The organism is Campylobacter showae (genome assembly GCF_900699785.1).
In the GTDB taxonomy this organism is placed as follows: Bacteria; Campylobacterota; Campylobacteria; order Campylobacterales; family Campylobacteraceae; genus Campylobacter_A; species Campylobacter_A showae_D.
In genome coordinates, this window is sequence record NZ_LR535679.1 from 1,906,921 (window position 1) to 1,919,518 (window position 12,598).

General features: G+C 46.3%; 10 protein-coding genes. 7 read left to right on the top strand and 3 right to left on the bottom strand.

The annotated features are described in order from the left end of the window. Positions 1 to 166 precede the first annotated feature (166 nt). Positions 167 to 3,811 (top strand): S6 family peptidase, encoded by a 3,645-nt coding sequence (locus E4V70_RS09395; RefSeq protein WP_172603256.1) that lies wholly within the window; start codon positions 167 to 169, stop codon positions 3,809 to 3,811. A gap of 81 nt (positions 3,812 to 3,892) precedes the next feature. On the opposite strand, the gene E4V70_RS09400 is transcribed toward E4V70_RS09395, so the two are convergent. Genes E4V70_RS09400 through E4V70_RS09410 form a run of 3 tightly spaced genes read right to left on the bottom strand, consistent with a single transcriptional unit; the run spans position 3,893 to position 6,569 of the window. Then, positions 3,893 to 4,468: a hypothetical protein gene (locus tag E4V70_RS09400; protein ID WP_122863524.1), complete on the bottom strand. Its 576-nt coding sequence runs from the start codon at positions 4,466 to 4,468 to the stop codon at positions 3,893 to 3,895. A gap of 2 nt (positions 4,469 to 4,470) precedes the next feature. After that, on the bottom strand, positions 4,471 to 5,853 hold the full coding sequence (locus E4V70_RS09405) for an FAD-linked oxidase C-terminal domain-containing protein (RefSeq protein ID WP_122863525.1): 1,383 nt from the start codon (positions 5,851 to 5,853) through the stop codon (positions 4,471 to 4,473). Further along, the gene (locus tag E4V70_RS09410; protein ID WP_122863526.1) at positions 5,853 to 6,569 is read right to left on the bottom strand and encodes a plasminogen-binding N-terminal domain-containing protein; all 717 of its coding nucleotides are present in this window, start codon (positions 6,567 to 6,569) and stop codon (positions 5,853 to 5,855) included. Before E4V70_RS09410 ends, E4V70_RS09405 begins: the two co-directional genes overlap by 1 nt. A gap of 114 nt (positions 6,570 to 6,683) precedes the next feature. Between E4V70_RS09410 and E4V70_RS11140 the strand changes: the two genes are divergently transcribed. The 6 genes from E4V70_RS11140 to E4V70_RS09440 are packed head-to-tail and all read left to right on the top strand — an operon-like array spanning position 6,684 to position 12,367. Next, the gene (locus E4V70_RS11140; protein ID WP_122863527.1) at positions 6,684 to 8,426 is read left to right on the top strand and encodes a peptidoglycan DD-metalloendopeptidase family protein; all 1,743 of its coding nucleotides are present in this window, start codon (positions 6,684 to 6,686) and stop codon (positions 8,424 to 8,426) included. Next, positions 8,426 to 9,799: a magnesium transporter gene (mgtE, locus tag E4V70_RS09420; protein WP_122863528.1), complete on the top strand. Its 1,374-nt coding sequence runs from the start codon at positions 8,426 to 8,428 to the stop codon at positions 9,797 to 9,799. The genes E4V70_RS11140 and mgtE overlap by 1 nt, the downstream gene beginning before the upstream one ends. Beyond that, positions 9,784 to 10,383, top strand: a complete 600-nt coding sequence (locus tag E4V70_RS09425; RefSeq protein ID WP_122863529.1) for an NUDIX domain-containing protein — start codon at positions 9,784 to 9,786, stop codon at positions 10,381 to 10,383. The genes mgtE and E4V70_RS09425 overlap by 16 nt, the downstream gene beginning before the upstream one ends. A gap of 52 nt (positions 10,384 to 10,435) precedes the next feature. Further along, entirely contained in the window at positions 10,436 to 11,071 is a 636-nt protein-coding gene (locus tag E4V70_RS09430; RefSeq protein WP_122863530.1) for a tetratricopeptide repeat protein, read from the top strand. Positions 11,072 to 11,080: 9 nt separating this feature from the next. Continuing rightward, complete coding sequence (locus tag E4V70_RS09435; protein ID WP_122863531.1) at positions 11,081 to 11,728, top strand: tetratricopeptide repeat protein; 648 nt, start codon at positions 11,081 to 11,083, stop codon at positions 11,726 to 11,728. 9 nt (positions 11,729 to 11,737) lie between these two features. Next, entirely contained in the window at positions 11,738 to 12,367 is a 630-nt protein-coding gene (locus E4V70_RS09440; protein WP_122863532.1) for a tetratricopeptide repeat protein, read from the top strand. Positions 12,368 to 12,598 lie beyond the last annotated feature (231 nt).

Genomic DNA, 12,598 nt, shown 5'->3' on the forward strand with positions numbered 1-12,598 from the left:
AGGTATTTTACAATTAAAGATTTTAAAGTAAAGAATATTTTGCTAAGGGTTGCAAAAAATTAAAAAATATATATAATGCGCCTTCAAAATTTATTAGAGATTTGTTAAATTGTATTTATAATATTATTATGAATTTTAAATAAAGTAAATAATTTGGAGGTTAATTGTGGATAATAGATTTGGTATTTCGATTGTTTTAGCTAGCATTTTGTGCACCTGTGCCAACTCGCAGGTTATGGACATAGGAACGAATTATTATAGGGATTATCTTGATTTTGCACAAAATAAGGGCGTTTTTGCTCCACAAGATGCACCGCTAGAGTTTACGCAAAGAAACGGCGACAAATTTACGTTTGATAAAATCCCAAATAGCGGCGCTAGAAATAATAAAGGAAATTTTACCGCTCTTGGGCGAAATTTCGTAGTAACGGCAAATCATACGTTAGGAGCTGCTGCGGCTAGTAATTTTAATGAAAATAGAGGGTGGTTTGGCAACACGAAATACGAGTATCTGACATCGCACACGGCAACTTCTACAGAAAAACTATACAACTCTGACACTACCTATATGCGAACTACAAAATATATCGTAGAGGGGCAAATCGATCCGCTGGACGTGCCAAATTTGGACATTTCAGGCGCTGATAGAACCAAAGATGAAGCCAATGCAAAAAAGATAGAAGACTACATAAAAGATATAAAAAATAGCGGCGGGGCTAGAGGCGATAACGTCCTTGCCTATCAGGCAGGCACCGGAGCGCTTGGGTTAGAAAAACTCAAAACTGATTCGGATGGATATGATACCGTCGTAAGCGCAAGAGAATTTGAAGACCAAGGTATCGTTAATCAGGCATTGGGCGGAAGCGTAAATGAAATAAGCGTGAATTATTCGGCAAATTATAAAACGCGACTCTCAAGCATAAATAGGCCAGGCGTTTATATGTTTATGACCTCTGATAAGGGTTTTAGAAACAGACTTTTGCCGGGCGATAGCGGTTCGGGATTTTTCGTTTACGATACGGTGGCGCAAAAATGGGTTTTAGTGGGAGTTTTATCTGTAGTGGCTGATAATAGCAATAGCGCTTCAATCGTAACGATGACTGACTTTAACGACTACAAAAAAGACTATGAAAACGCCGTGGCTGGATCAAGTGTTACGGATGCGCAGCTCGTGCAAAACAAAGACAATATATTAACCGCTACAAGCGACATAACGCTAAATTCGGACTTAGATCTAGGGCACGGCGGAATAGTGGTCAAAAATGGGGACGTCGCGATCGGCGGTAGCGGTAAGATTAAAAAACTTGCAGGCTTTGACGTTGCTAGCGGAGCAAGTCTAAATTTAAACGTCGCCTCGGATACCAGTATCCATAAAATCGGCAAAGGAAGCCTAGTCGTAAATTCTAGCGGCAATAAGGGCCTGAGGCTGGGCGACGGCATCGTAGAGCTAAAGACGGCAAACGCTTTTGAAAATATTTACGTAACGAGCGGCAGGGGCTTGTTGAGGCTTGGCGCGGACGATAACTTAAATAATAAAATTTTCTTTGGAAACGGCGGCGGAAAACTTGATCTAAATGGATTTAATCAAACCTTTAGTAATGTTTCGGCCAACTCAAACGCCGCCAAAATAACCAACTTGGACACGCAAAGATCGACGCTTACCGTGAGCGGCGAAAACGGCAAAGATACGATATTTCATGCGAGCGTAGATAAAAATATAGACATAAAACACGATGGACAAGGACGAGAGCTTGTATTTGACGGCGGTTTTGATATAGACGGAAGCCTGACTCTAAACAACGCCAAAGTTACTTTGCAAGGGCACCCGACCACTCATGCTACGGCAGATGCTAGCGTCTTAACGCAGGCAGTAAAGGATAAAATAGCCGCCGCAGGCCTAACTTTGCCCGAGTATATGGATCTAACTCGTCCGTCGACGCTGTCTCAGCCTGATTGGGACAAAAGAGAATTTAACGCAAAAGAGGGCATAAACCTAAACTCATCAGAGCTTACGATAGGTAAGGAAGCTAACGTAAACGGCGAAATAAAGGCTGCAAACTCGGTTATAAATTTAAGCGGCGATTTGGCTCACTATATAGATAAATTTGACGGCTCAAACACCTATGACGACGGGTTAAAATACCGCCAAAACGTAGAAAAAGGAAATTTGTTAGTTAAAGACGTAAGCTTTAAAAATAAAATCGTCATGGATAGCGACAGCATGCTAAAAGTAGGCGGCACGACTACAAAGCTAAGAGAGCTTGTGGTAAACGGCAAAAATACGGCTCCTAATCGTAGCATAGCGGCTGGAAGCGGTAAATTAGAAATAGAAGATTTAGAGGTTAGCGGAGCAAATAAACTAACCTTTGACCCCGATACGACCGTAACGAAAAATTTAAATATTAAAGATTTCGGCAACGCAAACGAGCCGATTTTGGACTTTAAAAAGGTTTTGACGCTTGGCGCGGGGATGAAATTTAATATCGACTTTACGGCTGCTTTAAAAGGACAAATGACGGCCGATAAAACCTATACGCTAGTAAGCGCTACAAATATCGTAAATAAGGGCGCGATATTTAATATGGAACAAAAGATCAATAATCTTTTTACGACCTATACTATAAAAGATGGTAAAATTCTGATGAGCTTGAGCGACCGGCAGGCCCCAAATCCGCAGGTATCGCCAGGAGTGGAGCATGGCTTAAAAATAGCAGAGTTTAGCGAAAGACAAAACAAGATCCTAAATATGCTAAAAAATACGCCTGAATACGAAAATGCCGTTCAAAGCGGCGATATGGAAACGATAAAACGCATGGCGCTAAAAGCGGAATCCGATATGGGGGAAATTTCGGCTTCATCTTTAAAAATCAGCGTTAAGGCTCTACAGAACAACAACGAGCTAATCAACTCAAGATTGTCGCGAATTATGCAATTAAGGGCAAAGGCCGATATCTCTCAGTTTAGTCTAGCCGGGCTTGAGAGCGACTTTAAACCGACTGCTGCGATGGCTTATGAGGCGGCTGAAGCTGATAGGCTGAGAAATAACTTCTGGGCGAACGTAAACGGAGCGTACTTTAAAGATAAAGATAGCGGCGGAGATTTAAAATTTTACGGTACTAATATCGGCTACGACAGGAGCTACGACGAATTTATTTTGGGCACGAGCGCGGGCGTGAGCAAGGCTAAATTTAACTCTGGCGCCATGAGCGACGATGCTAAAATTTACAGTTTTGGAGCGTATGGAGTTTTTGAGCGAGACGCTCACGAGATACAGAGCAATCTAAATTTAGCCTTCGTAAACTCTAAGCGCAGCTTAAATGATTTACAAAAGGCTAGCGTAAGAAGCACGGGCGTCCTTTCGAGTAACTACTATAAATATAAAATTTCGCTCGGCTCAAACGGCGAATACGCTCAGGCTATCAAGCCCGTACTTGCGCTAGAATTTGGCGCAAACGGAGTAAAGGGTTTTAAAAACGACATATACGGCCAAAAAGACATAAACGACTTTAACGTAGCTTTGGGGGTCGGCGTCGAGTATGTGTTAAATAGCGACAAAAATGCATTTGCGGCTCAATTTTTAGTAAAACAAAACGTCTATAACTCTGACGACAAATCTTATGTTTCGCTTAATAACTCAAATGAATACGTCGACTACAAGCTCGACAACAACAAACTGGTCTATAGGCTAAATTTGTCTGCAAGCACGGAGTTTAGCAAAAATTTTGCGGTTTCTTATCAGCTTAGCGGAATGCTAGATAACGATAGAAGCTACGGCGTAAGCGGCGGCGTGAAGCTGGAGTATAAATTTTAAAACGTAGGCGCAATAATGGGGCGGATGATTTCCGCCTCTGTAATTTTTAGTATTTTTGCCGGGCTATTTTCGTCCTAAAATTTAGCTACTTAGAGGTTTAAGGTTTTTAAATTTGACATTTTTGCGTATCAATTTTTCTAAATCATCCATGTCTTTTCTCGCATACAATAGCCCAAATCCAAATTTGGTATCGCCGCTCTCGCTTTTTATTTTGAATACTTTTTCATTGTTCCTGGGGGCAACTCCGACATCATAAATCATTTCGTCAAATTTAACTTCATAGGCGCGTTTAAAGCCTAAAAGTCCTATCTCTTTTGAGATGCCGTCTTGCTTGACTCTTATGCCTTTTTGCATCAGGGTATAAAAAGCGAAAGCCAACAAGCAAACAGGTATCATATCGTAAAGAAATAGCAGCAGATTATAGTCGGCGAATAAATTTTCATCTGCCACTCGGCCTAATAGCGACATTGCACCGCAACATGAGAACATTAAAAAGTACATTATCTTTAAAAACGGATCGGGGCGTATAAGTAAGTCTCCGCAACCGACATACTGAAAAGATATTTTGTCATTTTTCCTAAAAAGCAGTACAACCAAAAAAACAATCACCAAGGCGTCAAGGACTATTTTTAAAAAATCAGCTACGCCTTGCGCCAAATTTACAGCCCCATCTTAAATGGGTTTAGGATATTGTTTGGGTCAAACGCCTTTTTGATACTTCTAAAAAGCTCCATCTCAGCAGGCGTAAAGGCAAGCGGCATAAACTCGGCCTTGCTGATACCGATGCCGTGCTCGCCGCTAAGCGTGCCGCCAAGCTCCACCGCGATCTTAAAAATTTCCTCGATCGCCTTGTGTCCGCTCTCTACCTGCGCCGGGTCGGTTTTGTCTACGACCATGACGTTGGTGTGTACGTTGCCATCGCCCGTGTGGCCAAAGCACGGCACCTGTACGCCGTATTTTTCAGCGACGCCGCCGATGCGCTCTAGCAACTCTGGTAGCTTTGAGCGCGGCACTGTGATGTCCTCGTTTAGTTTTAAATTTCCGTAGATATTTATCGCCTGCGAGCAGTTACGCCTGGCAAACCAGATGTCGTTTCGCTCACTCTCGTCTTTGGCGCGTCTAAATTCGCTAGCGCCGTTTTCTCTAAACACTCGCTCGATCGTGGCAAGATCCTGCTCTAGACCGTCTAAAACGTCGCCGTCTACATCGGTGATGAGCAAGGCGCCCGCATCTTGCGGTAGACCTTTGTTAAATTTGGTCTCGACCGCGCGTATGCAAAGCGCGTCTAAAAACTCCATGGCTACCGGCGTCATGCCTGCTGCCATTGTCTTATAAACGGCGTTCATCGCGGCGTTTACGCTAGGGAAAATTCCCATCGCGGTTTTTCTAAATTTAGGCTTTGCGATGAGTTTTAGCGTGATCTCGGTTATTACCGCTAGCGTGCCCTCGCTAGCGATTAAAATGCCTGCGATATTGTATCCGGCGACGTCTTTTATCGTGCGTTTGCCCGCGCGGATTACTTCGCCGTTAGGTAGCACGGCTCGCAGCGCCATGACGTAGTCTTTGGTGATGCCGTATTTTGCCGCGCGCATGCCGCCGGCATTTTCGCTCACGTTGCCGCCTAGCGTCGAGTACTCCTGGCTAGCGGGATCTGGCGGGTAGAAAAGGCCTAGCTTCTCGGCTTCGCGCTGTAAATTTATATTTATACAGCCCGGTTGCACGACGGCGACCATGTTTTGCATGTCGATTTCTAGGATTTTGTTCATGTGTTTTTCAAAGGCAAGCACCACGCCGCCCTCGTGCGCTAGCGCACCTCCCGTAAAGCCGCTACCGGCACCCCTAGGTACGATTATGATTTTATTTTCATTGCAGTATTTTAAAATCTCGCTCACGTCGCGTTCGTCCCTAGGGAAAAGCACGCCGTCTGGCAAATGGCGCTTTCTAGTCGCGTCGTAGCAGTAGGCGATCCTGTGCGCGTCGTCGAAGTAGGCGTTATCCGCGCCTAGTAAATTTACAAAAAATTTAGCGTGTTTTTCGTGCATCATTTTTCTTTCAAAAGAGCTTTGTAGTGGCGGTCAAAGTCACTGATTTGCTCTGAGCCCCATTTCCAAAATACCGTATCGATATCCTTGACGCGAGTGTAGAAGGGCAGCTGGTAGTATTTGACCGCGCCGCTTTGGAATCGTTTTAGCGGCTCAAAACTCTGGCAATCGGCAAAAAGCGCTTCGTTGTTCATAGCGATGAAAATAAGCCCCGCAGCGCTTTGGGAGCACATTTTACGAAAGTCATCGCGGCTAGGGTTTGGTTTATACTCGTAGCTTAGATACGATCCTACGATATCTGGGTGGATAAAGGTGATATCTTTAAACGCGTTCGTTACTTCGGCGTAAATTTCTTTGTTCGGTACGACGATGAGCGAGCGGTTGTATAGGTAGTTTAGGATGATCTCGTCGCCGCCTTTAGGCAAAATTCCCGGTATCGGTAGGGCTTTTTGCGCTAACGTGTCAAATACCTCGAATCGCACCTTCGCAAAGCCTCCGCCTTTTTCCGTAACGACGGCGCGAGCGATGATTGAGCTTTGAGAGCCTTCAAATTTATGCATCACGACGCCGCTACTGCCTACGACGATGTCCGAGCTGTCTATGATCGTGCCTACGCCCTCATCCACGCTTATCAGCGGGGTTTTGTACTCTCTCATTGAAAATTCCGCCGCAAAACTGAGGCAAGCCGCCGCTAAAAATAAAAGAAATTTTTTCAAAATTTATCTCCTGAAAGTTTGAAATTTTAGCGCTCATTATATCTGAAACTGCCTTAGTTTTGCAAAATGTAAGTAATTTTCGAGTAAAATACGGCTTTTAAATCAAGGGATTTTATGAAGAAATTTTCATTAGCTTTACTGCTGGCGGTAAATTTATTCGCCGCCGCGCCTATACAATCTACCGTCCAGGAGCTTAGCTGGCCCAAGGGCGATAGCTTTTTGACGTTTTTAGAAAAAAACTCCATCCCGCTAAAGCTTTATTATGATTTGGACTCGGAGGATAAAGAGTTCCTGGACGAGATTAAGGAAGGCATCCCGTATCAAATTTCAAAGGACGAAAAGGGCGGGATATCCCAGGTGCTGATCCCCGTAAACGAAGAGCTTCAAGCGCAAATTTACAAAGACGACGACGGCGGGTTTAAATTTCAGCTCTCCCCGATCTCGTATCAGACCTACGACCGCGTGCTTAGTATGCCCGTTAGCGCAAACCCGTCGCAAGACATCATAGAAATTACCGGCAGCGTAGCGCTGGCGCATGGGTTTTATCTAGCGATGAAAGGCGAGGTCGGCGACGGCGAGTTTAAAAGGCTGAAAAAGGGCGACAGGCTCGCGATGAGCTACAAACAAAAGATTAGACTGGGTCGTACTTTCGGTATGCCTGAAATCGACTGGGCGGCGATAGAGATCAGGGGTAAAAGATACACGGTTTATAGACATCAAAACAAATACTACGACAAAAGCGGCAAAAAAAGCGATAAATTTCTGCTCACTAGACCTATTTCAAACGCCCGCATCACGTCGCCGTTTACGCCCAAGCGCTTTCATCCGATACTAAAGCGCTATAAGGCACATTTGGGCGTTGACTACGGCGCCCCTAAAGGCACTCCGATAAAGGCTGCGGGCGAGGGCACGGTTAAATTCGTCGGTACCAAAAGCGGCTACGGCAAGGTCGTGATCCTAAAGCACGCCGGCGCCTACGAGACGCTGTATGCGCACACGAACGGCTTTGCTAAAGGTATAAAAACCGGCGTCAAGGTTAAGCAAGGCCAGCTCATCGCCTATGTGGGCAACACTGGCATGAGTACGGGCTCGCACCTGCACTTCGGCGTATATAAAAACGGCACCGCGGTAAATCCTGAAACCGAGATAAAGGTGGCTAAAAGCGTATTTTTCTCAAAAGAAGAAAGAGAGTTTAAAAACCGCGTAGAGCGGCTAGAGCCCGAGATAAAAAAGGCTCTTGGCAAGGATAGAATCCCTGAAAAAGAGTATAGATTTGACGCGGCGATGGACTGGGAGCACCCGATCGCAGAACCAAAAAGCGACGTAAATTTAACCTTGCAGAGCGATGATTTAAATTTAACGGCGCAGCCAAATGCCGCGGACGTAAATTTAACTAGCGAGCCTCTAAACGGCGATGACGCAAATTTGACGGACTCAAATTTAACTGCGCCCGAGTCAAATTTGACCGCACAGCCTAAAGCTGAAAGCAACTCCTCTGAGGCAAAAACGGACGCGAACGAAACAGCAAATTTAGCCGCGGCAAAATCTGCAAAACCGGAGTCAAATTTAACCTCCGCAAAAGCGTCAAACAAGGCATCAAGCAAGACTGAGCCTAAAAAATCAATCAAAGAGACGAAAAAATCCGAGTCAAATTCGTCCGCTAAAAACAACAAAGACAAGCCAAAGCAGGCGGACAAGAAAAAGGACAAACCAAGCCAAGAAGCAAAAAGCGAGTCTAAAAAGAAAAAGGACGTAAACGCCAGCAAAGATAAGTCTAAAAAACAAAAAGAGACCGCCGATAAAAAGGCTAAATCAAAAGATAAAACAGCCGAGTCAAGCGACAAAAAGAGTAAATGATGGAAGAAAACGAGCAATTAAACGAAGCCAAAGAACTGCTAGACTCGCACCTAAACGAGACGATCGATAAGGAACTAAGTCCCGCCGACCTCGCTCAGCACCTAAAAACGCTCAAAAAGCACGACGAGGAGCTTTTTGGCGAATACCTCGAAAAGCTCGACCCCGAGATCCTGGGCGACGTAGCGATCGAGATGCCCGATCACATGCTAAAGGACGTGATCGAGCAGATACCCAGCGACAAAATCATCGAGGCGATCGAAGAGCTAGAGAGCGACGACGCCGCCGAGCTTTTGGAGTATATCGAGGAGATCGACGAACAAAAGGCTAAGGAGCTCTTTGACGGCCTAGATAAGGACGATCAGGAGGAGATTTTACGTATCCGCAGCTACGACGAGGGCGAGGCGGGCGCGTTTATGCAGACGGAGCTTTTTAGCGCGCATATCGACGAGCAGCTAAAAACGGCGGTCGAGCGGCTAAGACGCGAGAAAGAAGAGGGCAAGCTAGAAAACGTCTCGCAGCTTTTTATCACCGATAAAAAGGGCGTTTTACTCCATGCGGTGCCGCTTGAGGATCTGATACTATTTGACTTTAACCAAACCTTAAGAGAGATCATCTCAAAGAGCGAAGAGGATAAGTATAAACCCAATGTAGCCGTCGATAACGAGCCTATCGAGACGGTCGTAGAAACGGTCGAAAACTACGATATGAACTCGATCGCGGTCGTCGATAGCAAGGGCTATTTGCTCGGTCGTATCACCACCGACGATATCCACGACTTTATAAAAGAAAGCGCCACGGAGCAAATTTATAACCTAGCCGGCGTCGACGACGAAGCCGAGGAGGAGGATACGAGCCTGGTTAAGGCCACTCGCGCGAGAGCGGTTTGGCTACTTATAAATTTATTTACGGCGCTAATCAGCTCATCTATCATCGGGCTTTTTGACGAGACGATAGCCAGCTACGTAGCGCTTGCGGTACTGATGCCTATCGTCGCATCCATGGGCGGAAACACCGGCACGCAGGCGCTTACGGTTACCGTGCGCCGACTAACTCTGGGAGAAATCGAGTTTAAAAACGCCGCAAATGCGCTAAAACGCGAGGTCGGTATCGCGCTTATAAACGGACTAACCTTTGCGTTTTTGATGGGCGTTATCGCTTCTTTGTGGTTTAACCGTCCGATGCTTGGCGTCGTTATCGGCGCTTCGATGTTGATAAATTTGTTTTTCGCCGGATTTTTCGGTACTTTGATACCGCTAACCTTAAAGAAATTTGACATCGATCCCGCCGTCGGCTCGGCTGTGCTGCTTACCACCGTCACCGACACGGTCGGCTTTTTTAGCTTTTTAGGACTGGCAAAATGGATACTTCTGTAAAAAATATCAAAATAGAAAATTTAACCTCCCCGCGCTACGTAAAACCGTATCAAATTTCGTTTGATCTGTGCGAAAAGTCCGTTAGATGGGAGTGTATCAAGGCTCACGACAGCGTCTCGGTGCTACTTTATCACGAGGATAAGGACGCGTTTTTGCTAGTTAAGCAGTTTCGCCCCGCCGTTTGGTTTAACCTGCAAGACGGACGCGACCTAAATTTAACGCAAAAGGGCGACGAGGGCTATACCTACGAGCTTTGCGCGGGTCTGATGGATAAAGGCAAGAGCGAGGAGCAGACCGTCATCGAGGAGATCGCCGAGGAGACGGGCTTTGCCGTGAGCAAGGTCGAGCGCATAACATCCACTCGCGGCGCGCTGGGGTTTGGCGGAGCGAAGCAGACGATGTTTTTTGCCGTGATAAACGACGCGATGAAAATCGGCGAGGGCGGCGGCATAGACGGCGAAAGTATCGAGCCTGTTTACGTGCCGCTTGAGCGGGCGCGGGAGTTTATGTTCGACGAAACCAAAACCAAGGCCACGGGGCTAATGTTTGCTTTTATGTGGTTTTTCGATAGGATGGGCAGATAGTTTGCGCCAAATTTTAGATTTCGCGAAAAATAATCAAATTTAAGGAAAACAAATGCTAAAGAAAATTGTTTGTGCCGCTTTTTTGGCGTCCGCGGCTTTTGCCGCCGTGCCTGCTTTCGAGGAGGCGAGCGCGGAGCTAGCTCAAAACAACTACGACAATGCCTTAAAGCTCTTTGAGAAGTCTTGCTACGAGGAGAAAAATATCGTAGGTTGCTATGCCGCGGGCTTTATAAACATTAACGCCTATTCGCAAAACTCTAGCGAGGCAAAAGGCTTCGAGCAGTTTTCAAAAGCTTGCGATGCTGGCGATATGGACGGTTGCAAATCTCTGGGCGACATCTACGAAAACGGACAGGCCGGGCAGGAAACCGACTATAAAAAAGCGATGAAATTTCACGAAAAAGCTTGCGAGGGCAAAGTGGGCGCCGCGTGCGCGAGAGTGGCCGGATACTACGACTACAACAGCGGGGGCACCGAGCAAAATTTAGCCAAAGCGTCTAAATTTTACGAAACCGCATGCAAGTACGAGGACGCGAGCGGCTGCCACGCGCTAGCTGATATGTACGAAAGTGGCGAGGGCGTAAAAAAAGACGAGACGAAGGCGATGGATTTTTACGGGTTAGCTTGCGACTATGGCTCTAGGGGAGCTTGCGCCGATTTTAGAAAACTTTACAAAAACAAAAAATAAGGAGCCGCTATGTTTAAGAAAATTTATCTCGTTTTGATTTTAGCCGGATTGGCGGCCGCGCAGACGAATTTTGAAATCGCTACTAAAAAATACCTACAAGATATGGGCGATAAAAACGTACCCAAACTCTACGAAAAATCGTGCCGCGATGATAAAAACGCCGTAGGTTGCTACATAGCCGCGCAGCTAAAAGCCTATCAAACATACGACCTAAAAGACGATGAGGAGTATGCGCGAATAAACGGCGAAGTTTTCGAGCTTTATAAAAGCGCTTGCGATCTTGGCTACGCTAAAGCTTGCTCTATGGCGGGCGATTTTTATGACTCTACGCCGTCAAATGATAATTTTGTCGTAGAGCAGGACGACACGGAAAAATCAGCCGAATTTTACGAAAAAGCATGCGAGAGCAAAGACGGGGAAGCTTGCCTAAAGATAGCCAAACAGCACGACAACGCCTCGAAATTCGCCGATGCGCTAAAATACTATAAACTAGCCTGCGAGGCCAGAGAGGGCGAGGGCTGCTACAACGCGGCCGATATCTACGAGTCAGGCGACGGAACGCCTAAAAATAGCGCCGAAGCGGCGAAATATTACGGTCTTGCTTGCGAAAACGGCCTTGGTCGCGGCTGCGCCAAATCTAAAAAATTTAGCAAATAGGAGGATGCGTTGAGAAAGATTATTTTAGCTGCGATCTTGGCGGCGGCGGCTTTTGGCGGAAACTTTGAACAAGCCACGAAAATTTATCTAAAAAAATCGGACTTCGAAAACGGCGCGCGACTGTTTGAAAAATCTTGCAACGACGATAAAAATGCCGCGGGTTGCTATATGGCGGCGTTTTTGGGCGAGCAGGGTCTCTCGCATGACGACGATGGCGGCGGCGAAAAGACCTTTGCGCTATATAAAAAGGCCTGCGATATGGGCGACATGGACGGCTGCACGGCCGTAGCCGCGGTGTACGAGGGTACCATACTGTGGCAAATCTCTCAGATAGACTACGAAAAGGCGGCGGCGCTATATGAAAAGGCCTGCGAGGGCGGAGTCGGCGAGGCGTGCTATAGGGCGGCTGCTCATCACAGCGGCGAATACGGCGGCGCGAAAGACCCGCAAAAAGTCCGCAAATACTACTCGCTAGCCTGCGACCACAAAGACTCGCAAGGCTGCTATATGCTCGCGCAAGGATACGAAAAGAGCGAACAGGATATGAAAAAAGCGATGGATATTTACGGGGTCTCTTGCGATTACGGATATACGGAAGGCTGCGTTAAATTTAGAGAACTCGTTAAAAAGGCGAAGTAAGATCTCGCGCCTCGCTAGATTTTGATTGTCTGGCGGGGGCGTAAATGCGGCGAGTGAGCTCTGCTTGCCGTTGTTTTTGATTCATGGGCGGGCGTTGATTTGGCTTTCGGCTTTGCGCAGCGCCAGCTTCTAAAACTTCTATCATTTAAAATTTACTATTTTGGCTTTGCTCGGGCGTCTTTTTAAGCACACCGCGTATCTGCCGCTAAATATTTCCTTGAGTCTGTCTTG